At 60.5% G+C, this 22,078-nt stretch carries 23 protein-coding genes; 5 read left to right on the forward strand and 18 right to left on the reverse strand.

Annotated features, from left to right (window positions below):
* Nucleotides 1-6 precede the first annotated feature (6 nt).
* The 6 genes from CO671_RS19725 to CO671_RS19750 all read right to left on the reverse strand — a co-directional run bounded on the left by CO671_RS19725 (nt 7) and on the right by CO671_RS19750 (nt 5,697).
* Nucleotides 7-438, reverse strand: coding sequence for a GtrA family protein (locus tag CO671_RS19725; RefSeq protein WP_097607478.1), 432 nt, complete (start codon nt 436-438; stop codon nt 7-9).
* A gap of 10 nt (nt 439-448) precedes the next feature.
* Nucleotides 449-1,987 (reverse strand): UbiA family prenyltransferase, encoded by a 1,539-nt coding sequence (locus CO671_RS19730; RefSeq protein ID WP_097607325.1) that lies wholly within the window; start codon nt 1,985-1,987, stop codon nt 449-451.
* A 209-nt stretch (nt 1,988-2,196) separates the two neighbouring features.
* A complete protein-coding gene (locus CO671_RS19735; protein WP_097607326.1) occupies nt 2,197-3,030 on the reverse strand; it encodes a 3-methyl-2-oxobutanoate hydroxymethyltransferase in 834 nt (277 codons plus the stop codon).
* Nucleotides 3,027-4,265: an FAD-dependent oxidoreductase gene (locus CO671_RS19740; RefSeq protein WP_245425004.1), complete on the reverse strand. Its 1,239-nt coding sequence runs from the start codon at nt 4,263-4,265 to the stop codon at nt 3,027-3,029. Before CO671_RS19740 ends, CO671_RS19735 begins: the two co-directional genes overlap by 4 nt.
* Nucleotides 4,265-4,585, reverse strand: coding sequence for a MocE family 2Fe-2S type ferredoxin (locus tag CO671_RS19745; protein ID WP_097607327.1), 321 nt, complete (start codon nt 4,583-4,585; stop codon nt 4,265-4,267). Before CO671_RS19745 ends, CO671_RS19740 begins: the two co-directional genes overlap by 1 nt.
* A gap of 11 nt (nt 4,586-4,596) precedes the next feature.
* Complete coding sequence (locus CO671_RS19750) at nt 4,597-5,697, reverse strand: fatty acid desaturase family protein (protein WP_097607480.1); 1,101 nt, start codon at nt 5,695-5,697, stop codon at nt 4,597-4,599.
* A 119-nt stretch (nt 5,698-5,816) separates the two neighbouring features.
* On the opposite strand from CO671_RS19750, the gene CO671_RS19755 reads away from it, so the two are divergent.
* Nucleotides 5,817-6,848, forward strand: a complete 1,032-nt coding sequence (locus CO671_RS19755) for a LacI family DNA-binding transcriptional regulator (protein WP_010029923.1) — start codon at nt 5,817-5,819, stop codon at nt 6,846-6,848.
* A 113-nt stretch (nt 6,849-6,961) separates the two neighbouring features.
* A complete protein-coding gene (locus CO671_RS19760) occupies nt 6,962-7,642 on the forward strand; it encodes an FCD domain-containing protein (RefSeq protein WP_097607329.1) in 681 nt (226 codons plus the stop codon).
* A gap of 60 nt (nt 7,643-7,702) precedes the next feature.
* Here CO671_RS19760 and CO671_RS19765 read toward each other — a convergent pair whose 3' ends face one another.
* The 3 genes from CO671_RS19765 to CO671_RS19775 are packed head-to-tail and all read right to left on the reverse strand — an operon-like array spanning nt 7,703 to nt 10,657.
* Nucleotides 7,703-9,205: a tripartite tricarboxylate transporter permease gene (locus tag CO671_RS19765; RefSeq protein ID WP_097607330.1), complete on the reverse strand. Its 1,503-nt coding sequence runs from the start codon at nt 9,203-9,205 to the stop codon at nt 7,703-7,705.
* A complete protein-coding gene (locus CO671_RS19770) occupies nt 9,202-9,660 on the reverse strand; it encodes a tripartite tricarboxylate transporter TctB family protein (RefSeq protein WP_170965013.1) in 459 nt (152 codons plus the stop codon). The genes CO671_RS19765 and CO671_RS19770 overlap by 4 nt, the downstream gene beginning before the upstream one ends.
* Before the next feature lie 10 nt (nt 9,661-9,670).
* Nucleotides 9,671-10,657 (reverse strand): tripartite tricarboxylate transporter substrate binding protein, encoded by a 987-nt coding sequence (locus tag CO671_RS19775; protein WP_097607332.1) that lies wholly within the window; start codon nt 10,655-10,657, stop codon nt 9,671-9,673.
* Between the two features lie 194 nt (nt 10,658-10,851).
* On the opposite strand from CO671_RS19775, the gene aroQ reads away from it, so the two are divergent.
* The 3 genes from aroQ to CO671_RS19790 are packed head-to-tail and all read left to right on the forward strand — an operon-like array spanning nt 10,852 to nt 14,285.
* A complete protein-coding gene (aroQ, locus tag CO671_RS19780) occupies nt 10,852-11,304 on the forward strand; it encodes a type II 3-dehydroquinate dehydratase (protein ID WP_245425005.1) in 453 nt (150 codons plus the stop codon).
* Complete coding sequence (locus CO671_RS19785; protein ID WP_097607334.1) at nt 11,301-12,335, forward strand: Gfo/Idh/MocA family oxidoreductase; 1,035 nt, start codon at nt 11,301-11,303, stop codon at nt 12,333-12,335. The genes aroQ and CO671_RS19785 overlap by 4 nt, the downstream gene beginning before the upstream one ends.
* Nucleotides 12,336-12,371: 36 nt before the next feature.
* Entirely contained in the window at nt 12,372-14,285 is a 1,914-nt protein-coding gene (locus CO671_RS19790) for a sugar phosphate isomerase/epimerase and 4-hydroxyphenylpyruvate domain-containing protein (protein ID WP_097607335.1), read from the forward strand.
* A gap of 90 nt (nt 14,286-14,375) precedes the next feature.
* On the opposite strand, the gene CO671_RS19795 is transcribed toward CO671_RS19790, so the two are convergent.
* The 9 genes from CO671_RS19795 to CO671_RS19835 all read right to left on the reverse strand — a co-directional run bounded on the left by CO671_RS19795 (nt 14,376) and on the right by CO671_RS19835 (nt 21,893).
* Nucleotides 14,376-14,720 (reverse strand): type II toxin-antitoxin system RelE/ParE family toxin, encoded by a 345-nt coding sequence (locus CO671_RS19795; RefSeq protein ID WP_097607336.1) that lies wholly within the window; start codon nt 14,718-14,720, stop codon nt 14,376-14,378.
* Nucleotides 14,717-14,956 (reverse strand): type II toxin-antitoxin system ParD family antitoxin, encoded by a 240-nt coding sequence (locus CO671_RS19800; RefSeq protein ID WP_097581545.1) that lies wholly within the window; start codon nt 14,954-14,956, stop codon nt 14,717-14,719. The genes CO671_RS19795 and CO671_RS19800 overlap by 4 nt, the downstream gene beginning before the upstream one ends.
* 101 nt (nt 14,957-15,057) lie before the next feature.
* The gene (locus CO671_RS19805; RefSeq protein WP_097607337.1) at nt 15,058-16,029 is read right to left on the reverse strand and encodes a sugar kinase; all 972 of its coding nucleotides are present in this window, start codon (nt 16,027-16,029) and stop codon (nt 15,058-15,060) included.
* Nucleotides 16,030-16,045: 16 nt separating this feature from the next.
* A complete protein-coding gene (locus CO671_RS19810; protein ID WP_097607338.1) occupies nt 16,046-16,861 on the reverse strand; it encodes a carbohydrate ABC transporter permease in 816 nt (271 codons plus the stop codon).
* Nucleotides 16,861-17,802, reverse strand: a complete 942-nt coding sequence (locus CO671_RS19815) for a sugar ABC transporter permease (RefSeq protein ID WP_097607481.1) — start codon at nt 17,800-17,802, stop codon at nt 16,861-16,863. The genes CO671_RS19810 and CO671_RS19815 overlap by 1 nt, the downstream gene beginning before the upstream one ends.
* Nucleotides 17,799-19,127, reverse strand: coding sequence for a sugar ABC transporter substrate-binding protein (locus CO671_RS19820; protein ID WP_097607339.1), 1,329 nt, complete (start codon nt 19,125-19,127; stop codon nt 17,799-17,801). The genes CO671_RS19815 and CO671_RS19820 overlap by 4 nt, the downstream gene beginning before the upstream one ends.
* Nucleotides 19,128-19,182: 55 nt before the next feature.
* Nucleotides 19,183-19,860 carry a GntR family transcriptional regulator gene (locus CO671_RS19825; RefSeq protein ID WP_010032809.1) on the reverse strand — a complete coding sequence of 226 codons (678 nt, stop codon included), beginning with the start codon at nt 19,858-19,860 and terminating at the stop codon, nt 19,183-19,185.
* A 7-nt stretch (nt 19,861-19,867) separates the two neighbouring features.
* A complete protein-coding gene (locus tag CO671_RS19830; RefSeq protein ID WP_097607482.1) occupies nt 19,868-20,752 on the reverse strand; it encodes a dihydrodipicolinate synthase family protein in 885 nt (294 codons plus the stop codon).
* Between the two features lie 103 nt (nt 20,753-20,855).
* Nucleotides 20,856-21,893, reverse strand: coding sequence for a class I SAM-dependent methyltransferase (locus tag CO671_RS19835; RefSeq protein WP_097607341.1), 1,038 nt, complete (start codon nt 21,891-21,893; stop codon nt 20,856-20,858).
* Nucleotides 21,894-22,078 lie beyond the last annotated feature (185 nt).

Raw genomic sequence — 22,078 nt, forward strand, 5'->3', positions numbered from 1 at the left:
CGTCCGTCACGCCTCCCTTGGCTTGAAGACGAACTTTCGGTCGAGAGCGTATTTCGAGACATAGCCGATCGCCAAGCCGATCGCTCCGCCGGTGTATTTGGCAAGTTCCGTCTTCCAGAGTGTCCAGAAGGCAATTTCGAACCCCCAGAATATGAGCGTCGTCAGCACGCTGAACAAGCCGTACAGCGCAACCTTCGACATCTCGTCGCCATGCGAGGAGTAGCGGTCGAAGAAGATCCAATTTTTGTCGAGAACATATTTCAGGGCGAAGCCGGCGGCGGTGCCCGCGAGGATCGATGGCATCAGGCCCGGCCACGGCGCTATTTGGAGAACGATCGCCTGGACCAAGAAATTGGCGGCGGTGGAGAGCATCGCGAAGGCGACATAGCGGAGCGCGACGCCGGTGGGAGTGCTTCGCTGCTGGAACTGCGAGCCCATCATGACCACCTCACATCGCGGCAACGACGAACAGGCTGGCAGCCCCCAGCGTGGCGAGACTGACCTTGTCCCTGATAGCGAAGACCACCGGATCATCATGCATCTGCCCCCGATGGGCGAGCATGAGGATGCGCGCGATCCAGCAGGCGAGGACCGGCCCCGCGAGCCACAGCATTCCCGGCCGGGCATAGATGTCCTGTGCGTTGTCGCTCGCGGCATAGAGGGCAAACAGCGTCAGCGCATTCATCCCCGCCCCCGCTGCCAAGGCACCCACCATGCCGATGTCGGCCTTCCTGTAGTCCCGGCCCTTGGAGTCCGGCAGGCGCGCGGCGCGACGTCCGATCAACTCGGTGTACCGTTTGACCAAAGCGAGCGAGAGGAACCAGCTCATCATGAAAGCCAGGAGCCAAGGCGATGGCCAAACCGAGAGGGCTGCGGCCCCTCCGATCACCCGCGTGGTATAGAGAGACGCGAGGGCCACGACATCCAGGATCATCTTGCGCTTGAAGAAAAACGAATAGGCGGTGGTCAATGCAAAATATCCCGCCAACACAAGAACGAACCCTGGCGTCACCATGACGGCAACCATGAGCGATAGGAGAAGCAGGATTGGGATGACGGCAATGGCGTCCGAAAGCGGGATGTCACCGCAAGCAAGAGGCCTGCGGCATTTCGTGCGATGGCCGCGGTCGTCCTGGAGATCCACCAGATCATTGAGGATATAGACGCCGGAAGCACAGAGTGAGAAGGCGAGGAAAGCCAGACCGGCGCTGACCATGCTGTCGACATCGAAGAGCTGATTTATCACAAGCGGGACAAAGACCAGCCCGTTCTTGACATACTGATGCACACGCAACAGCCGCGCCCAAGTGCGCCAGGTCGCCTTTTCACACGGAAGATGTTGGACGTTGGCGCACTGTCGGCTGAGTTTTTGCGCGACCGCGGGCGATGTCCGTATGGCATAGGATTTTGCGGCATGGCGCCAGACAGGAAGATCGGCCACATCGTTGCCAATATAGTCGAACCCGCTTTTTCCGAAAGCGGCGACGAGTTGTTCCGCTTTGACATCGGCAGCGCAGTTCGTTGTTTCGCTGGTTGCAAACCAACCGTCGAAAAGGCCGAGATGTTCGGCAACTGCGGAAACGAGACGCTCATGGCTCGCTGACGCGAGATAGATAGGTCGTCCCTCCTCCTTTGCGGCCCGGATCACCTTCAAGACCTCCTCGTCATACGGAAGGAGAGCCGGATCGAAATCCACTGGTTGCGAAAGACGGTGCTTCAGACAGGCTTTTCCGCCGAACAGGGCCTTGACGAGATCCACAGCAGAGTGAGGGCGTCGAGCGAGTTCGGAGAAAGCGGTTTCGATCAGCAGATCGGATCGTACGAGGGTGCCGTCCAGATCGACCACCAATGGGCAAGGCTGCAGTAACGTTTCGAGGTTTCCGGGACAGACCGCCGACGGCGGCGCATGTGGCTCGAGGCGTTCATCCTCCTGGAGTCCCGGCAGAAACTCTCTTTGCAGGAGGAACTCACGTTGCAGCTCGCTCAAAGGAATTCCCCTCTGCTTCAAACCCAGAAGTTCGTCGAACGCCGGCCGAGGCGGTTAGTTCCATTGCCGCAGAAATGCTCCCTCAGGTTGCGCTTATCCTGCCCATCCCGAAATATTTCCCGGAAAACTCGTGGTCTGCAAGGGAGGATGATTGCCTGCGTTCATCCGTGCTTTTGATGACGCACCTTTCGATCTCGCCCATGTTCTATTCAATCGGCCTCTTTACGGTTGGCGCGAAGATGGTGGTTCTCAAGAGCGTTGATGAGTTCGGCTAAGATCGTCCCGTCTACGCCAACGACATGCCTGTCTTCGGGGTAGGCGCCACTCGCTATGTCGGCGGAAAATTCGCGGAATGCGTTGACACGTTCATTCTGCAGACGGTCGAATTCGGCGGCGAAGTTGCGATAGGTTTTCGAGTGCCGGGGGTAATGACCTCTGTTGGACCCCAACACATCGGTGGCGAAAAGATATTGGCCGTCGCAGCCGGCACCGGCGCCCATCGACATGACGATGAGCGATGTTCTTTTCGTGATTTCCGCGGCAACGGCTGCGGGGACGACTTCGAGCTCCACCATGACGGCACCTGCCGCTTCCAAGTGGCGTACGTCATCATAGACGCGCACTGCCGTCTCCAAGCTCTTTCCCACGGCCTTGAAGCCGCCTGTCCAGGTCGCTTTTGCCGGGATCAATCCGGCGTGGCCGCAGACAGGAATTCCTTCTTCGGCCAGCCGTCGAATGATCCGCGTGCTGGCAGCACAGTAGACGGCGTCGGCCCCAGCACGACGCGCGGCGAAGGCTGCGTGAAGATATTCCTTGGGCGTAGCGAAGAGGCCGTAGCTCAGGCTCGTCACGCAGAAGATCGTTGGGGCTGCGTCCTTGAAGCTCGGCTGATCGAGCAGAGGCGGCGGCACGGAGATCATGTCGATGCCGGCCTGCTCCGCAGCGGCCGCTTCTTCCAGGCTTTCGACGCGAAGCATCGACAGCTGGCGCTTGCCTTTCAGGGTGCGCAGGTCGGCAACCGTTAGCCGTTTTCGGTTGTTCATGACATGGCGACCTTGGGGGCGAGGAGCGTTTTCAGTTTGATGTCTGCATCGGCGAGGCAGACAGGGTCAGGCGAAACTCGGTTTCGGATCATCGCTTCGGCAATCTTTATGTCCCTGGCGATGCTTGTGCCGCGCGCGATTCCGCCGGCGAAGACCATGGTTCCGTCCGGCGCGAGTTGGAAGACGATCACGGCGCCGTCGTTCATTGTTCTGACAATGGAGGTGCCGTCGTTGCGGGTGAGCCCAACCACCTGCAGTCCGAGTTCATACTGATCGGACCAAAACCAAGGGACGTTGACGAAGGGCTCGCGACTTCCCAGCATGGCAATAGCGGCATGCTCCCCCTGTTCCCGTGCACTCCGCCAGCTTTCGATGCGAATGCGCCGGTCGCCGAATAGTGCTGCTGGAAAGCTGCAGCAGTCACCGGCCGCAAAGATATTGGCGTCACCTGTCTGCAAATTGAGGTCGACTTGAATGCCGTCGTGGCATGCCAGCCCGCAAGCATGGGCAAGTTCAGTGTTTGGAGTCGCACCGATCCCGACCACAACGAGGTCAGCCTTCACCGCTTTGCTGCCGGCAAGCTCGATCGTGGCGGCCTCGTCGCCGGCATGTATGCCCAGGATGACGGAGCCAGTCTCGATGACGACACCTGCCTCGGAATGGCGGGCGGCAAGCACCTCACCGATACAGGATGGCACGCCGCGCATAAGGATTCGCGGCTGCGCCTCGATCACGATGACATCGGCATCTTGTTGCCGTGCCACGGCAGCAAGCTCCAGGCCGATAAAGCCGGCCCCGACCATTGCCACCCTGATGCCGGGCCTTATGCGACCATGGAAACGATCCGCATCATCCAGCGTCCGAACCGTCATGATCCGGTCATGCGCGGCCACGCCTGTCAGGGATCGCGGGCTCGCCCCTGTGGCCAGCAACAGCTTTTCATAGGGCACGCGCCTGCCGTCCTGAAGAGCGACTTCCCTGCTTGACCGGTCGATAGCGGCCGCAGTGGTCGACGACAGATGATCGATCCGAAGAGCGGCGAGTTCGGCCTCGGTGATGATCGTGGTCGCTGCGCGACCCGGCGAACCCTTCGAGAGCGGCGGACGCTCATAGGGCATATGACGTTCGCCGTTGATCAAGGTCACGGTTCCCTCATAATCTTTCTCCCGCAAGGCCACAGCCGCCCGGCAACCGGCTTCGCCCGCGCCGACGATGACCATGCCGCGCGCCGGCATCAGGAAATCGCCATCTGCAGGCGGTCGCCGTCCAACCGAACGGCATAGATCGCCAGGTTTTCGCAGACAGGACCGCTCAGCGCCTTGCCGGTGCGATAATTGAACCGGCCATTGTGTTTGGGACATTCGATGATGTCGCCCATGACAAGCCCGTCAGCGAGCGCGATGCGCTCATGGGTGCACAGGCCATCGGTCGCGAAGAATTTTCCGTCGGGGCTGTGGTAGACGGCATAGGTCCTGCCGCCGTGGTCGAAGCGAATGACGTCTTCCTCATCGATGTCGTCAATACCGCAGACGTCGATCCAGATCTGGTCGCTCATGATCCTGGCTCCTAGCTCACCAGCGCCGCGCTGGGCATGACAACGAGATCATGAAGTTCACCGCGATAGGGCTTCGCCGTCGGCGGCAAGCGTCGTTCGACATAGTAGCCTGGATCCCGTACCTGCTTCAAAACCGCCGGCACGATCTCGCTATAGGCGGCGAGCAGGCTGGGATAGGGTGTTGCCGTATCGTGCTTGATGGCCTCATGCAGCTTGGGAAGCGTGTAGTAAGGCACCATCGGGAACATGTGGTGCTCCACGTGATAGTTCATGTTCCAGTAAATGAAGCGGAACAGCGGATTCATCATCACCGTCCTCGAATTCAGGCGATGATCAAGCACGTCTTCGGCCAGTCCCGCATGCTGGGTGAGATCGAAGAGGCGCGCCAGCCAGGCGCCGTACATCGTCGGCAGCGCCCCGACCAGCAGAACCGGAATCCAGCTGCCGAAATAGATCGACAACAATACCGACGCCGCATGAATGGCCAGCCAGATGCGGGCGGTGCGAAAGACCTTGGCCCGCGCCGTCTCCGGCAGGAACGCACGCTCATCCGCCGTCAGCCGACCGAAGCTGTGCTGGATCATCGAAATCGTCGCCTTGTAGACTCCGGGAACCGCGAAGAAGCTCAAGATGATCGACGGGATATTGGGCGGCCGCTTGACCGCGATCTCGGGATCGCGTCCGACAATCAGGGTGTCCGTGTGATGGCGGGCATGGCTCCAGCGCGTGACTTCGGGTTCGCGCATAATGAGGAAACTCGCCACCTGATAGACAACGTCGTTCATCCAGATCGTCTTGAAGGCCGTGCCGTGGCCGCATTCGTGCCAGCGGGAGTCCGAGGCCGATCCATAGAGCACGCCGTAAATGATGAAGAACGGCAGCGCCGCCCAGCTGCCGAAAAAATAGACGCCGCCGAGGGCGCAGGCGACCATCAGCCCCCACCATATCGCGGTATCCCTGAGCGCCGGGCCATCCTGGCGCTTCATCATCGCCTTCATGTCCTTGCGGTCGAGCGCAGTGTGATACCACTCGGCGGCGGCCAGCCCCGCCTGTTCCGCAGCTTTTGAATCCGCACCGACCAGGCTGTAGTCGCGCTTTTGGGTGCCTGTCATCTGGATACCTCCGATCGATGGAGAAAAGGATACCCTTGCGATCTTCTTGATCAAGGCGCTATGATGCTTTCCATCATTCTTGGCAATTTTTGATGAAAATTCATCAAGAGAGGCAGACGATGGCAAAACGTGTTACCGCAGCCGACGTCGCACGAAGAGCGGGCGTCAGCACGGCGACTGTCGACCGCGTCCTGAACGGACGCACGGCAGTCAGCGACAAGCGCGCCGAACTCGTTTACCAGGCGGCGCGCGAGCTGAATTACCACGGCGTGCCCGCCTTGAGATCGAGACTGCCCGTCAGGCGCAAGGTCGTGCGAATAGGCCTGGCGCTCCGGCGCCGGCACAACTCCTTCTATGTCGCGGTCGAAGCCGCCATCCGGTCCGCCTCCACGAAATTCGAGGAGGCGGACATCGATCTCACGGTGGTCTACCAGTCCAACAATTCGCCGCGGGAGGCCGCGTCCATCATCCGAAAGCTTGCCGAGACATGCCACGCGATCGCCATCATGGCGCCCGACCATCGGGTGGTGTCAGAGGCCGTGATCGAAGTGCGAAGCCGAAACGTCTTCGTCTTCTCTTTCCTATCGGATTTCGCCGTCGACGCCCGGCAGGCCTATCTCGGTCTCGACAACAGGAAGGCGGGCCGGTCGGCGGCCTGGGCTGCGGCGCATACCGCCCCCAGACCCGGCGCACTCAGCATCGTCGTCGGAAACTACAGCTATCTGGCCCAGGAGATGAGGGAGGCCGGCTTTCGTGCCTATATTCGGGACCATGAAACCGACTTTTCGGTGATGGACACAGTGGCCGCAGCAGAGTCGGAAGACGATGTGCGCATGGCCGTGGGCCGCCTTCTCGATGGGCATCCCGACATCGTCGGCATCTATGTGGCATCGGGTGGCTTCGAGGGCGCGCTGGAGGCGCTGCGCCGGCGCGACAAGATCGGGGCGGTAAGCCTGATCTGCAACGAGCTGACGCCGAGCTCCCGACAGGCCCTCATCGACCGGAGCGTGGCAATGGTCATCGCCACGCCGATCGATCAACTTGCCGAGCAGCTGGTTTATGAAGCCGCCCACGCCGCAACCGGCAAAGCAGACGATGTATCGAAGCCCGGACCTATTCCCTTTTCGCTCTACATCGCGGAGAATATCTAGGTGCTGTTCCGGAGACCGTTAATCCTCGTGTAAGCCACGTGAACTCGAGCAGATCACGTCTGCCTTCGCTTCTCCTCTTGTCAGCCAACCAACGTCGCCGTAACGAATCTCTTATGGACAAATCCATCGACTCACTCACTGGCGCCTCGACCTACCTCAACATACGGGGAGACATCATTTTTGGCGGTCTGCCGCCTGGATCGAAGCTGACGCTTGCGCCGCTTCGGGAGCGCTATGGCGCCAGCGTGCCCACGCTCCGCGAAGTCCTGAACAGACTGACATCCGAAGGTTTCGTGGTGTCCGAAGATCTGAAAGGTTTCCAAGTCGCACCGGTATCCATCAAGGGATTGAAGGAAATAGCCTCGCTGCGTGAGCTGTTGGAGTCCAGCGGCCTGCAGGACTCGCTGAAAGCAGGCGATGTGGAATGGGAGTCGGACGTACTGGCCGCTCATCATCGACTGTCATCGATCGAAGGCGCCATGATCCGTGGCGAAAAGGTGAATGTCAGGACATGGAAGCAGTGCGATCGGCAGTTTCATGCGGCACTGATCGCGGCCTGCGGCTCCGACTTTCTCGTTCGCACCTATAACAGCGTCTTCGACCATTACCTGCGATATCAGATGCTTGCGCTCGGCTTTCGCGGCGAGTCGGCGGCACAGGAACACCGCCAACTTCTCGAGGCGGCACTTGCCCGGGATGTGAACAAGGCACTCGAGGTTCTCCACGTTCATATCGCCGAAGGTGTGAAGCAGGCAATCGCCACCGGGCCCCTGAGCAAAAGCCTTGCTCGGTAATGACGAAGGCATCGCGCGGGGTGCGCGATGCCTCGGAGAAACCGACACGGGCGAATGGCTCTACGACTCCACGAACTCTTCCTTGTTCTGCTGGAATGCCGGCAGGAAGATCAGAAGTACCAGGGCCAGGATCATCAGAATAAGGACGATCGAAATCGGCCGGGTGACGAAGATCGAAGGGTCGCCCTTCGAGATGACGAACGCGCGGCGCAGATTCTCCTCCGCCATCGGGCCCAGGACGAAACCCAGCAGAAGTGGGATCGGCTGAAAGCCGAGCATGATGAGCACGACGCCGAAGACGGTGAACCCGGCCATGATGAACAGCATGATCGGCGTCACATTGAGCGTGTAGGCCCCGATACAGCAGAAGACGACAATCGCCGGAAAAAGCACCCTGTAGGGTACCTTCAAAAGCCGAACCCAGATGCCGATCAATGGCAGATTGATGACGACGAGCAGCAAATTGCCGATAATCATGCTGGCGATGAGGCCCCAGAACAGGTCGGGGCGGGAAGAAATCACCTGCGGCCCCGGTTGGATGCCCTGAATCAGCATGGCTCCGAGCATCAAGGCAATCACCGGATTGGTCGGTATGCCCAGCGTCAGCAGCGGAATGAAGGATGTCTGCGCCGCCGCATTGTTCGCGGCTTCAGGACCGGCGACGCCTTCTATGGCGCCGCGGCCGAACCGGGACGGATCCTTGGCGATCCGCTTCTCCACCATGTAGCTGGCGAAGGGGCTGAGCGTGGCACCGCCGCCGGGCAGGATGCCGAGCAGGGATCCGATCGCCGTCCCGCGAATGGCAGGAAGCACGGCCTCCTTCAAGTCCGACAGGCTCGGCAGAAGATTGGTGATCTTCTGCGTCATCACCTGGCGGGACATGGGCATCGACAGGTTGAAGATGATCTCGGTCAGCCCGAAAAGCGCCATTCCGACCGGAACGATATCGAGTCCCGACGATATCTCGCCGATTCCGAACGTATAGCGCAGGGACCCCGTCTCGACATCCGTGCCGACCAGCCCCAAGAGCACACCAAGAAGCGCCATCGCAAAGGCATTGAGGACGGAGCCGTGGCAGAAAACGACGGAGGCGACGAGGCCAAGCAGCATCAGCAGGAAATATTCGGGCGCGCTGAAGTTCAATGCGAGAGACGCCAGCGGCGGCGCGAAGAGAACGATCAGAAACGTCGCGACGCAGCCGGCAAAGAGGGATGAAAGAGCCGCCGTCGCGAGTGCCACGCCGGCCCTGCCCTGCCGTGCCATCTGGTGACCGTCGATGCAGGTGACGGCCGAGGTCACTTCCCCGGGTAGATTGCACAGGATCGCCGTGGTCGAACTGCCGTATTGCGCACCGTAATAGATGCTCGCCAACATGATGAGCGATGTCAGCGGGTCCATCATCAGCGTGAACGACAGTAACATCGAGATCGTGGCGAGCGGCCCGATGCCGGGCAGGACGCCGATCAGCGTGCCGAGGATCGAACCGATGAAAGCAAAAAAGATATTGGTTGGCGTCGCGGCGTGGAGGAAGCCGGCGAAAAAGCTTGCGAGGCTGTCGATCATGGCGTCCACCTCGGCCAAAGCGGAAGTGCCTGGCCAAGCAGGACCACGAAGACGACGGCGCAGAATGCACTAAGCAGCAACGCGATCACCATATCGGAGCGCGAAAAGCCGCCGCCCATCGCGAACCGACAGAAGACCGAGACGATCACGACTGTCGCGACGACGCCCATGGGGCCGATGAGAAGCCCGAAGAGCACGGGCGCTATCGCAACAAAGAGCAATGGCCGCAGCTTTGCGATCGGCGCTTCTTCCTCCATTGCGGCCCGGGCGGACATGGCGATTTTTGTCATGCCAATGAAAGCAAGGAGCACGCTGATCGACATCGGAATGAAGCCCGGCCCCATTTGACCGGGCGATCCGACGCGGAGGCGCCATCCGAAAAAGATGAAAAAAGCAGCGAGGGCCATGAGAAGGACGCCGCCGAGGAATTCCTTGTTCAACGTTATCTTCGTCATGGCCATACGCTCACTCGACCTTGATGTGAGCGGTTTCAGTGACCTTGCCGATCAAAGGACTCGATGCTGCGATTTCCTCCGAAAAGGCCTTCGGCGTGCTTGCCACCGGGCTCATGCCGGCGGCTTCGAGGCGCTTCCGGACCTCTTGGTTATCCACTGCGACCTTGATGACCTCATAGAGCTTGTTCACGATGTCATCGGGCGTATCCTTCGGTGCCAGAACGCCGAACCAGTTCTTGATGGCCGCCAAATCGTCATAGCCGAGCTCAGCCGCCGTCGGCGCATCCGGAAAGGCCGGATAACGTTCACGGCCAGTCGCCATGATGACCGTGAGTGCCCCGCTCTTGACGTGCTCGACGATCGACGAGGCGCTATCGGCGAAGAACTGCACCTGATTGGTCAGAAGATCGGGAAGCAGGGCGGACGTACCCTGGTAATGCACAGGCGTCACCGGTACGCCGAGATGGGCTCGGAACATCTCGAGCACGACGTGCATGTTGCCGCCCGCGCCTGACGTCGCATAATTGAGCTGGCCGGGATTGGCTTTCGCGTAAGCAATCAGATCGGCGACCGACTTGATCCCCGTCTTGCTGCTCACGGTCACGAAGAGCGGTCCTTCGGCCACCATGGTTATCGGCTTGAGTTGCGTCAGCGGATCAGCCGGCATGGTCTGGTAGGTATGCGGGTTGTAGATGATCGGCCCGGCGGAGGTGAAGAGCAGCGTGTGGCCGTCCGGCGTGGCATTGGCGACAGCAGCCGTTCCGACATTGCCCGCCGCGCCTGTACGGTTTTCGACGAGCACCTGCTGACCCAGCTTTTCGGCCATGATCGGTGCAACAAGTCTTGCCAGAAGGTCGGTCAGGCCGCCCGGTGCGAAGCCGACGATCATCGTGATCGGCTTGGTGGGATAGGCCTGCGCCCTTGCCAGACCGGGCAGCACAGCCGTGGCCGCCAGTCCACCGATAACGCCAAGCGTTCCTCGTCTTGTCAAATCCATCAGCGATTCCTCCCCTGGCTGATTTCATATGTGCATCTCTAGCACATGACAATAATCGACGCGAAAAGATAATTCGTCAATCATCTTATAATTTTTATTTTGATAAGATGATTTGCATTGCAATTTACGATTTGCTGCGGCACTCTCGGCCCACGTTTCGGCCACGCACCGAGGGAGCAAGTGTGAAGAATCGTGTGATCTACGTCCTCAACGGGCCAAATCTGAACCTTCTCGGAAAGCGCCAGCCCGAGATCTATGGCAATGAGACCCTGGCCGATGTTGAGGTCAGATGCCGCGAACTAGGCGCCGCGCTGCGGCTCGAATTGCAATTCCGTCAAAGCAACCGCGAATACGAACTCATCGATTGGATCCATGAGGCGCGGGACGTTGCGGCGGGCATCATCATAAATTCCGCCGCGTTTACGCACACGTCCGTCGCGATACTTGATGCTCTCAATGCCTTCGAAGGCGAGATCATCGAGGTGCACATCTCGAATATCCACCGCCGAGAGTCCTTCCGGCACCACTCCTACGTATCGGCGGTCGCAGGAGGCGTCATCGCCGGATGCGGTACCGAAGGCTACCTCCTGGCGCTGCGGCGGATGGCGTCACTTCTGGCCGGAGTCAGCCCCGGAGTCAGCCAATGAATGCTCCCGTGAACCTAGCCGTTCTCGGCGCCGGACTGATCGGAAAACGCCACATCGAATTCATATGCGGTGACCAATCGGCCCGTCTTTGCGCCATCGTCGATCCATCCGAACCTGCCAGGGCCCTTGCCGACAAGCTCGGCGTGCCATGGGCGCAGAACCTCGATAGCCTGCTCAGGCAACACAGGCCGGATGGGTTGATCATCGCGACGCCCAATCAGATGCATGTCGAAAACGGCCTGCAAGCCGTTGCGGCCGGATTGCCGATGCTCATCGAGAAACCGCTCGCCGACGATGTCGTATCCGGAAGACGCCTGGTGGAGGCAGCGGCGGCGGCAGAAGTGCCCGTTCTCGTGGGCCATCATCGACGATATAACCCGATAATCCGGAAAGCGAAGGCCGTGGTGGAAGGCGGCAAGCTCGGCCGTGTGCTCACAGCACATGCGATGTTTTGGCTCTACAAGCCGGACGACTATTTCGAAGTCGACTGGCGGCGCCAGGCCGGCGCAGGGCCGGTTTTCATCAACCTCATCCACGACATCGACAATCTGCGCTACCTCCTTGGCGACGTCGTATCCGTGCAGGCCAGGGAATCGAACGCAGTACGCGGCCATGCTGTCGAGGAGACAGCGGTGATCATCCTGGAATTCGCGAGTGGCGCCCTGGCCACCTGCTCTATAAGCGATGCCGTCGTCGCACCATGGAGCTGGGAGCATACGACCGGCGAAAATCCCGTTTATCCGCGCGAAGATCAATTCTGTTACCTGATCGGTGGAACGCATGGATCGCTGAGCATGCCAGGCCTGCAGCTGTGGCGGAACACCGCCGAACGGAGCTGGTGGGAACCCTTCGAAAAGTCTGCCGAAACATTCGAACAAAAGGACCCGCTGGCAGAACAGATCCGGCACTTCTGTGATGTCATCCGCGGTAATGAAGAGCCGCTCGTCAGCGGTCGCGAAGGGCTGGAGACATTGCGCGTGGTCCTGGCAGTGAAGCAAGCGGCAGCCACTGGCGACACCGTTCGGCTTTGACGGCGGACGGGTTGCTCGGCGCATGAGGAGGCGACGATGAAGACATCGATAGCGACAGTGTCCATCAGCGGGGAGCTACCGGAGAAACTGGAGGCGATCGCGCGCGCCGGCTTTGCTGGCGTGGAGATCTTCGAAAACGATTTCCTCGCATTCGATGGCAGTCCGGCGGATGTCGGACGAATGGTGCGCGATCACGGGCTGGAAATCACCCTGTTCCAGCCGTTTCGCGATTTCGAAGGCATGCCGCCCAGCCACAGGCAACGCACCTTCGACCGTGCCGAACGCAAATTCGATGTCATGGAGGCGCTGGGCACCGATCTCGTCCTTGTCTGCTCGAACGTCTCGCCGATATCGCTCGGTGGTATCGAACGCGCGGCCGACGACTTTCGCGAACTCGGCGAGCGGGCCGCGAGGCGCGGGCTGCGCGTGGGCTACGAGGCCCTCGCCTGGGGCCGTCATATCAACGATCACCGCGACGCCTGGGAAATAGTCCGGCGCGCCGACCACCCCAATATCGGCCTCATTCTCGACAGCTTTCATACGCTTTCGCGCAAGATCGACGTCAATTCGATCCGGTCGATCCCGAAGGACAAGATCTTCATCGTCCAGCTCGCCGACGCGCCTTTGATCGACATGGACCTTCTTTACTGGTCACGACATTTTCGCAGCATGCCCGGCGAAGGCGACCTGCCGGTGACCGCTTTCACCGAGGCGATCGCCGAAACCGGCTACGATGGCTATTTCTCGCTGGAAATCTTCAACGATCAGTTCCGCGGCGGCTCCACGCGCTCGATCGCCGCCGACGGCTATCGCTCTCTGATCTATCTCGGCGACCAAGTGCGCCGCAGCCCGAATGTTTCGGCGCTCACCCTGCCCGCCATGCCCGAACGCGCGGTCGTCAAGGGCGTGGGTTTCGTGGAGTTCTCCGCTGACGAGGAGAGCGCCGCCGATCTCGGCCAAATCCTCAAGACGCTGGGTTTCCGTTTGAGCGCGCGGCACAGGACCAAAAAGGTCTCGCTCTACAGCCAGGGCGACATCAGGCTGATTATCAACAGCGAGGAGCGCGGCTTCGCCGGTGCGTCATTCGCCATGCACGGCACGACGGCCTATGCGATCGCGCTTCAAGTCGAGGACGCGCAGCGGGCGCTCGACCGGGCGATCGCGCTTGGTGCCGAGCCGTTCGAGCAACCGGTGGCGGACGGAGAGGTGCGGATTCCGTCGATCCGCGGCGTTGGCGGCGGGCTGATCTATCTAATCGACGACAAGAGCGAACTCGGCCGCTTTTCCGAGATCGACTTCATCGCGGTCGACGACGAGAGTGAGATTGCGCCGGTTCATCTCGAACGGGTCGACCACGTCGCGCAGACTGTCGCCTATGACGAGATGCTCACCTGGCTCCTGTTCTACACGTCGATTTTCGACTCACAAAAGACGCCGATGGTCGACATCATCGATCCTGGCGGGGTCGTGCGCAGCCAAGTCGTTGAGAATGATAGAGGCACGCTCAGAATCACGCTCAATGGGGCGGAAAATCGCCGCACGCTCGCGGGCCACTTCATCGCCGAGACGTTCGGCTCGGGCGTGCAGCACCTCGCCTTCCACACAGACGACATCTTCGCAGCAGCCGAGGGGTTGCAACGGAACGGCTTCCGGCCACTCGATATCTCTCCGAACTACTACGACGATGTCGAAGCCCGTTTCGGCCTCGATCCGAAGCTGACCGAGCGGCTGAAGGCACACAACATCCTCTATGACCATGATGAACACGGAGAATACTTCCAGCTCTACAGCACGACCTTTGGAGAAGGTTTCTTCTTTGAAATTGTGGAGCGCCGCGGCTATGCCGGCTACGGAGCACCCAATGCGATCTTCCGCATCGCAGCGCTGAAGAGACGGCTGCGGCCAGACGGGATGCCGAATACGCGGGCGTCGAAGCACCCTGCTTCATGAAGCTGCGGAGCGATGTCTGAAAAGAAGACATGCCGGGCCAGCTCCCCTAGATAGCTTATGGAGCCAGTCCCGTGTCAGTCTTGGGGCCTATCATATGCGGAGCTGATCCGATGCCTCTGAGCCCTGCAGCCACGCCGGAATATCCTGCTTGGCGTGCAGAACCCGCCACACGTCGACATGGTCGGCCCGCTCAAGGTAGAAGATCACATAGGGAAAACCCCTGATCGTCGTGCAGCGCAGATCGAGCAGGCCGAGTTCATATGCGTAGCGCAGTGAACCCGATGCGGGACGCTCTGCGATCAAGGTATAGGTTGATTGCAGTGCATCGATGAAGCCTATCGCTATCTGTGCTCCCGCCGTGTGAGCGTAATAATCCACGGCATTCTCGACATCCCCGCGAGCCGACTGGCGCGGGACGATAGGTTTCGCGGTCACTTGGAGCTTTGTTTCGTTGCGCGCTCGCGCAAACTATCGAAATAGCTCGTATTAACGGGTTCGGTCGCCTCGGATGACGCGCCCTCAAGCAGAAGATTGCGCAACTGCTGCCGATCCCTATCGCGACGGATCAGTTCGCGCACGTACTCGCTGCTCGTGCCATATCCTCGACCGGCGACCTGCTGGTCGACGAAGTGCTTCAGATTATCCGGTAGCGAGATATTCATTGTGCTCATGGGACCAAAGTAGCCGCCATGGCAAAATTTGGCAAGGCATGAGCCTTCGTCCGGCGGCGAGGCGCATCGCGCCGTCGGCGACGCCACTGCGTCCGGCTCAGCTATCGAACGATTTTGCTCGCCTGCTGGGAAACGCCAATGTTCCAAGCCCGAAGAGCATCGCACACCTCGGCTCGCGTGGGCGCGCCGGTGCGTCCGCCGAACACCTGGCATTTGAGCGCCGCCGCCATGGACGACAATCGCATCGTCTCTTCGATCGGCAGGCCTTCAGCGATCGCCAGCGCGAAGGCGCCATGGAAGATGTCGCCCGCCGCAAGCGTGTCGACCGCTCTGACTGTCGGAGCGGCAAGATGGCGGATGTCGCCGCTTGGTTCATCGAACCACAGCGAGCCGCTCTCGCCGGCCGTGACGCTGATGAAGGCATGTTCGAATTTCCGCTTCAGAAGGCCGACGCTTTCCACCAGATCCGCGGTCCCGGCAAGCCGCTCGGCCGCCGGCTGTGAAAAGATGATGTGAGAGGCGGCCGGCGCAAGCATCTCGATGACGCCCTCGCCTGCAACATCGCCATCGAGAATGGCAGGTTTGCCGGCTTCGCCGGCCGCGATCAGCGTCCGCAGCGCCAGCTTCGGCCAGCGGACGTCGACAAGCACGGCATCGAAGGCAGAAATCTCCTGCGCGCTGACCGGCCTGACCGTATCGTGCAGCCGCTCGTCGTAGAAGGGCACGATCAAGCGTTCGCCCTGATCATCGATGAGGATCGTCGAGATGGCCGAGCGGGCGCCGTCGACACGCAGCATGTCGCTCGTCTCAATGCCGCTCTTGCCGAGATCGGCTATAATGCGTTCGCCGGCGGCATCATTGCCGACCGCGCCCCAGAGGCTGGCAGCGCCGCCGAGCCGGACGATGGCATAGGCCGCACTCGACGCCATGCCTTCAGCGACCTGCAGCATCTCATAGGGCAGGATCTTGCCCTGGCCGGCGGGCAGAGTTCGGACGCGAAACAGCGTGTCCAGAACCGCCGCGCCAACACACAGGACGCGGCGGGGTGGATTGAAGTCGGAGGAAATCGTCAAGGGCTGCCTCGCCCGCTCACTTGACGGCTCCGGCCGTCAGGCCTGCCACGATCTGCCGTTGCGCGAACACGGTCAAGATCAGCACGGGCAAGGTGACGATCAACGCCGCCGCTGCAAGCGGCCCCCAGCTGACCTGTTCGAAGGAGAGCATGTTGTAGACGGCGACGGGAAGTGTGCGCGTCTCGCGGCTGGCGAGCACGATGCCGAAGACGAAGTTGTTCCACGAGAAGATGACCGACAGGATGAAGGAGACGACGATGCCCGGCCTCGCGATCGGCAGAGCGACCAGGCGGAAAACCTGCCACGGGGTGGCGCCGTCGATGCTTGCGGCCTCTTCCAGCTCCATCGGCGTGGTTTCGAAATAGCCGATCATGATCCAGACAACGATCGGCACCGTGACCACGAGGTGGATGATGATCTGCGGCATCAGTGTGCCGAGCAGGTTCAGCCACTGGAACAGCAGGAAGAGCGGAATGAGGAAGGACAGCCCCGGCGTCATGCGCGCGATCATGATGACCATCGCCGACTTCTCCGCCTTCAGGCGGGCAATGCCATATCCGGCAGGCACGCCGATCAAGAGCGCCAGAAGCGTGGCGCTGCCTGTCACCAGCAGCGAATTCCAGAGATAGAGGAAGAAGTTGTTTTCCTCGAAGACCTTCAGATAGTTCGTCCAGGCGAAACGCTCCGGAATGAAGATCGGCGGATAGGCGCCATTGTCGATTTCATATTTCAGCGACAGCGAGATCATCCAGAGGAAAAACAGGATGACCGGCGAGATCATCACCAGAGCGACGAACAGCAGTCCGATGCGGTCGAGCGTCTTGCGCTTCATCAGCGTCCCTCCCCGTTCGACCAGTTCGCCCGCTGCCGGACCATCAGAAGCACGAAGGACAGCAGCACGATCAGGATGAAGAAGATGACCGCCATGGCCGAGCCATAACCGATATCGTAATAGGCGAAGGCAGTGTTGTAGAGATAGATGTTGATCGTTTCCGAGGCCGTACCGGGGCCGCCCTGGGTCATGGCGTAGATGATGTCGAAGCTTTTTACGGCATCGATGCTGCGGATGATCACGGCGATCATCAGGAACGGCGCAATCATCGGCAGCGTCAGATAACGGAATTTCTGCCAGACATTCGCTCCGTCGATCTCCGCACTTTCATAAGGCTCGCGCGGAACCGCCGCCAGGCCGCCGAGCACGATCAGCATGACGAGCGGCGTCCATTGCCAGGTCTCGACCAGAACCAGCGAGGGGATGACGCTCCTCTGGTTATAAATCCACTCCTGCGGTCCAATGCCGACAAAGGACAGGAGGTAATTGAGAACCCCGAGCTGCGGATGGAACATCATCGTCCACACCAGCGCGATGGCGACAGGCGTCGCCATCATCGGCATCACGAATATGCCGCGCAACAGACCGCGGAACGGAAATTGGGCATCGAAGATCAGCGCGGCGAGCGTCCCGAGAAACAGGGGCGCTGCCACAGAGAGCGTCGTATAGAGCACCGTGTGCCAGAGCGACTCCCAGAAACGCATGTCGACCGCCAGGCGGGCGTAATTGTCCAGTCCCGCAAAGACTTGCGATTGACCGAGCGTCCAGCTGTTCACGCTCATCCACAGGGTAAACACCCATGGAAAGACGATGACGGCGGCTATGACGATCAGCGCCGGGATGACGAAGGGCCAGTAGTTGGGAGCAAACCGATCCGGTTTGCTCCTTCCTTTGGACGCGGTCTTGGTCGCTGTGGCCGTTTCGATGCTCGCCGCCATTATCCCTCGCTTTTCGCCAGCACGGGTTCGAACTGGGCCGTCGCCGCCTTCAGCTCGGTTGCCGGATCGGCGCCGCCGATCATGTTGGTCAGACCGACGCCATAGATGTCGCGGAACTCGGTGACCGGAATGATGACCGGCAGCGCGAGCTGCGAAATCTTGCCGGAGCCGGCGACCGCATCCAGCCATGCGGCCGGCATCTTGACGCCTTCGCGGACCTTCGCATCCTCGAGGACGGACTGGCGGAAAGGAACGCCGGCGCCGGCCTGCAGCAGGCGCGCGCCCATGTCGTGCGAAATCGCCCATTGGCAGAAGAGGTAGGCTGCTTCTTTTTTCTGGCTTGCCGCGACGACGCCAAGACCGTCGCCGAAGGTTCCCGCTGCCTGCGCCTTCGGGCCTTTCGGCATGATGCCGTACCCGACCTGGCCGACGACACGCGACTTTTCCGGATTCTCGATCGGCGGCGCAAAGCCGACGCCGTCCAGCCACATGCCGATCTTGCCTTGCAGGAAGGCCGACTGCGCCTCGGCCCAGTTGAAGCCGGAGACGCCGGGAGGGGCGGTCTTGGTCATCAGCTTCTGGTACAGCGTGGCGGCATCGACCGCTTCCTGCGATGTCGTGCGCAGCTTGCCGTCCGGTCCGAGCGGGCTCGAACCGTAGCCGAGCAGCAACGTCGTCCAGACCGGCGTGTTGGCGTTCTTCAGACCGCGGGCGACGAAGCCGTAAGTATTGGTCGAGGGATCGGTGAGCGCTTCGGCGGCACTTGCCAGCTCTTCGAAGTTGGTGGGGTAAGCAAGCCCTTTCTTTTCGAACAGCGCCTTGTTCCAGTAGATGATCCAGTAATCGACCGAGAAAGGCAGGGAACGCAGGACGCCATCCGCATCCTTGGCGAAGGCCAGGCCTGCTTCGGCAAAATCGCTTTCAGTGAGCGACGGATCGGTCAGAGCCGGGTCCTTGAGGAAACCGCTGATATCGGCAAGCCAGCCGCCCTTCTCGAACTGCCGCTTCTGAACGTGGTAGCTCATGTGCACGACGTCGAAGCTCGGCTTGCCGGAGCTGAGCTCGATGGTCGTCTTCTGGCGCTGCTGCTGTTCGGGCGTTGCTTCGGCATTGACCTTGATGCCGGTGAGTTCCTCGAACTCGGGCAGGTACTTGGTCAGGATCTCGCTGCGCGGGCTCTTGACCAGGTTGACTTCGAGCGTGGTGCCGGCGAAGCGCTTCCAGTCGACGGCAGCGGCGGCCGGCCGCATGCCGAGCACGCTGCTGGCCCCGAGAGCGGCCGTCCCCGCCAGAAAACCGCGCCGCGTCGGATTGATGAATGATGGCATGTTGATCCTCCTCCTTTTGCCGGCGATCTCCTCATCCCCGGCTGTTCATTCCCGATTATATCCTGAGCGCACGATCCCTTGCATGATTGATGTGTGCGACAAGGCTGTTGACGGCGTCCTCCGCCGATCGTCGTTCGATTGCCTCGAGCACTTTCAGATGCTCGCCCATGACGGGTCCGACGTGACCCTCGATGCGAAAGCGATCCTGGCTGATCAGCCGCATCTTGATCGAGTTCACGCGGTAGGCGTTCGAAATGATGGTATTTCCAAGAGCGTCGATAAAGGCATCGTGCATGCCCCAATCGACTGCCTGGGCGCGCAGCTCCAATTCGTGCGAGCCATCCCCGTTTCGGATGGCGTCGGCAATATCCCGATGCTGCTTCAAGAGCCCGGCGATCGTCTCGTCCGACGCCGACCGGGTGAAGAGTGCCACGGCCTCCTTCTCCAGGAACACACGCAGCTGGAACGCTTCGCGAATGAGGTTCAGATCGATGTGAGCGATCTGCAAGCCCCGCTGCGGCACCGTCTTGATCAGCCCTTCGGCTTCAAGCCTGGGAATGAGCTCGCGGATGGCGCCGAGTGTCAGTCCCGTCAATTCCACGAGACGGCGCTGCGAAACGAACTGGCCGGGACGCACGTCACGCGCGAGCAGGTGGCGCGTGAAACTCGCATAGGCCTTTTCCCGCAGCGTCGGCTGCTCGTCCGTTCCGTCCATCGCCTCCTCCAGCACCATGTCCGACCTATGCGGCTTTCGACCGGAAAAGACCGTCGAAGGCGCGGAAGAGCTCGGTCCGCCCCTCCCCGGATATTGAAACGAGCGGCGGACGAACCGCAAGCCAGATTTCATCCGATGTCTGATGTGCCACCATGGCTTTCACGGCTGGGACGACCGGATATTTGAGCAGTTCGTCCACGAATGCCTCGATGCGGGGATCGTCCTTGCCGTCTTCGGCCATCAGCTTGACGTCGTGGGGTACGAAATTTGCCATGCCCGAGATCGCGCCCTGGCCGCCAAGTCGTACGCCCCTGGCAAGATGGCGTTCATCGCCGATCAGGATGATGAGGTCACCATGGGCCTTGAGCAGGCTTTCCGTGAACGGCCAGTCGCCGGACGAATCCTTGACGCCTGTGACGATGTTCGGAAAGGCGCTCCGCAAGCGGCCGATCAGCGACACCGTCAGCGGAACCATGGTGATCGAGGGAATATTGTAGACGATGATGTCCCGCGCCCGATCGCCCAGCATGGCGAAGACGGCCGAAAACCACTGGAAAACGCCGTCGTCACCGACATTTTTGAAATAGGACGGCGGAGCCAGAAGAATGTTCCTGGCTCCCAGGGAAAGGGCATGGCCCGCCTGTATCGCCGCATCCTCCACCGAGTCGACCAGGACGCCGGCGATGATGTTCTCTGCCGCGATCCCTGCATCGAGAAAGGCCGCCAGCACGCGTTCGCGTTCCCGGCTTCCGATGGATGAGCCCTCGCCCGTCGTCCCGAACAACGTCACGCTGCCGCAGCCAGCAGCAAGGCACCGCCGCCCCTGCGCAATCATCGCATCGAGGGCGATATCGCTATTGCCGTCAAACGGCGTGGCAAGGGCGACAGAAAGCCCGAATTTTGATGGCAAAATCATTCCTCCCCCATCTGGTGGATCAGATCTAGCAGACTGACATGTTAGCTGTAAAGACCCAGTGCCGGAAGTTCCCTTCATGCGTCGATGAACGCGCGGCCTAGGACTTTCTTTCAATTTCACAGTAGACAATGCTGCGGTTTGAGCCGGACCAAACAGACATCTTCGCATCTGTCCCAGTCACGCTTTCACCGGCGATCAAGCCCATTTCGCGTTCTGAGCGCAACAGCAGCGCCCAGTTCATGAATGTCTCCATATAACCATCGACATCCGTTTCCGGAGAGAAGTTGGCGAAGAGAAATGTGCCGCCGGGCTTAAGCATGCCGACGCACTTCCTGGTCAGCCTGACGGCCACCGCGTCCGGCAAATAGTCGTAGAGACCTGCGGCATAGACGAAATCGAACATTCCCAGCGCATGCTTTCCACCGAGCACGGATTTGACCGACCCGTTCACCGCCTCGACCGACGTGCCGGCGAAATCGCGGGCTACGGTTCCGACGCTCATCGGGTCCTGATCCAAAGCGACCCAGCGTTTGATCGCGCCGGCGCCGAGTGCGCGCGACAAAGGCCCTTCACGAAGATGCCCCGAAGCGATGGCCAGAACTTCGGTGGAACCAGGCCGAGCCGAAGCGATTTCGTCGACGCGGCGCGCCAGAATGTCTCGACGCTCCCTTACCGCGACGGATGACGAAGCATTTCGAGTATAGGCGTAGATCGAACGTCCCAAGTCGCTCGATGATGCGACTGCGTCCTCGATCTCGGGCCTGCCGTAGATGAAGTCGAGAAGACGTGCGTCGCCGGAATAGCCGCGCGGCTTTTCGAACGACCAGCGGGTTAATGGATCTTGATGCAGATAGTGAGCAACCGGATGAGATTGCGCGGTCGGAACGATGACGTCCCACACGTCGGGATGAAAGCGACGCCGCAACTGATGCAGGGCCTCGGTGAGCCGCTCGATTATCGCACCTGGCTCGACACCGGATTTGAACTGACGGAGCGACACGTCAAGGCTGACGGCAAGCTCGGCTTTGGCAACTATAAGGTCGCCCGGCTTCGGCGCGGCAAACCTCCTTGCTGCCTGGCGAATTTCACCGGGCGCAACAAGACTTTCACCATCCAAGACAAGACTTCGTGCCATTTCGAGACTCCCTTGACCTAGCGTTAAGCATAATCAACCTCGAAATAGGATGCGACTGGAATCCACACGGGATAAGGGTAATTCTACTGTTGCGGGTGGGAACCTGCTTCTCTACGAATGTTAAATAACAAGACAAACCCGTTGCAGGTTGCCGAACGAAATTTTGGAGGGCGCCGAAGCATGGC

Origin of the sequence: Rhizobium sp. M10, from assembly GCF_002531955.1 — a bacterium.
GTDB classification, from domain to species: domain Bacteria; phylum Pseudomonadota; class Alphaproteobacteria; order Rhizobiales; family Rhizobiaceae; genus Rhizobium; species Rhizobium etli_C.

Bases quoted from the DNA above. Each gene is read 5' to 3' on its own strand.
- CO671_RS19725 (WP_097607478.1), bottom strand. From the start codon at position 438: ATGGGCTCGCAGTTCCAGCAGCGAAGCACTCCCACCGGCGTCGCGCTC.
- CO671_RS19735 (WP_097607326.1), bottom strand. From the start codon at position 3,030: ATGAACAACCGAAAACGGCTAACGGTTGCCGACCTGCGCACCCTGAAA.
- CO671_RS19740 (WP_245425004.1), bottom strand. From the start codon at position 4,265: ATGCCGGCGCGCGGCATGGTCATCGTCGGCGCGGGCGAAGCCGGTTGC.
- CO671_RS19745 (WP_097607327.1), bottom strand. From the start codon at position 4,585: ATGAGCGACCAGATCTGGATCGACGTCTGCGGTATTGACGACATCGAT.
- CO671_RS19750 (WP_097607480.1), bottom strand. From the start codon at position 5,697: ATGACAGGCACCCAAAAGCGCGACTACAGCCTGGTCGGTGCGGATTCA.
- CO671_RS19755 (WP_010029923.1), top strand. From the start codon at position 5,817: ATGGCAAAACGTGTTACCGCAGCCGACGTCGCACGAAGAGCGGGCGTC.
- CO671_RS19760 (WP_097607329.1), top strand. From the start codon at position 6,962: ATGGACAAATCCATCGACTCACTCACTGGCGCCTCGACCTACCTCAAC.
- CO671_RS19765 (WP_097607330.1), bottom strand. From the start codon at position 9,205: ATGATCGACAGCCTCGCAAGCTTTTTCGCCGGCTTCCTCCACGCCGCG.
- CO671_RS19770 (WP_170965013.1), bottom strand. From the start codon at position 9,660: ATGACGAAGATAACGTTGAACAAGGAATTCCTCGGCGGCGTCCTTCTC.
- CO671_RS19775 (WP_097607332.1), bottom strand. From the start codon at position 10,657: ATGGATTTGACAAGACGAGGAACGCTTGGCGTTATCGGTGGACTGGCG.
- CO671_RS19785 (WP_097607334.1), top strand. From the start codon at position 11,301: ATGAATGCTCCCGTGAACCTAGCCGTTCTCGGCGCCGGACTGATCGGA.
- CO671_RS19790 (WP_097607335.1), top strand. From the start codon at position 12,372: ATGAAGACATCGATAGCGACAGTGTCCATCAGCGGGGAGCTACCGGAG.
- CO671_RS19800 (WP_097581545.1), bottom strand. From the start codon at position 14,956: ATGAGCACAATGAATATCTCGCTACCGGATAATCTGAAGCACTTCGTC.
- CO671_RS19810 (WP_097607338.1), bottom strand. From the start codon at position 16,861: ATGAAGCGCAAGACGCTCGACCGCATCGGACTGCTGTTCGTCGCTCTG.
- CO671_RS19820 (WP_097607339.1), bottom strand. From the start codon at position 19,127: ATGCCATCATTCATCAATCCGACGCGGCGCGGTTTTCTGGCGGGGACG.
- CO671_RS19825 (WP_010032809.1), bottom strand. From the start codon at position 19,860: ATGGTGCTGGAGGAGGCGATGGACGGAACGGACGAGCAGCCGACGCTG.
- CO671_RS19835 (WP_097607341.1), bottom strand. From the start codon at position 21,893: ATGGCACGAAGTCTTGTCTTGGATGGTGAAAGTCTTGTTGCGCCCGGT.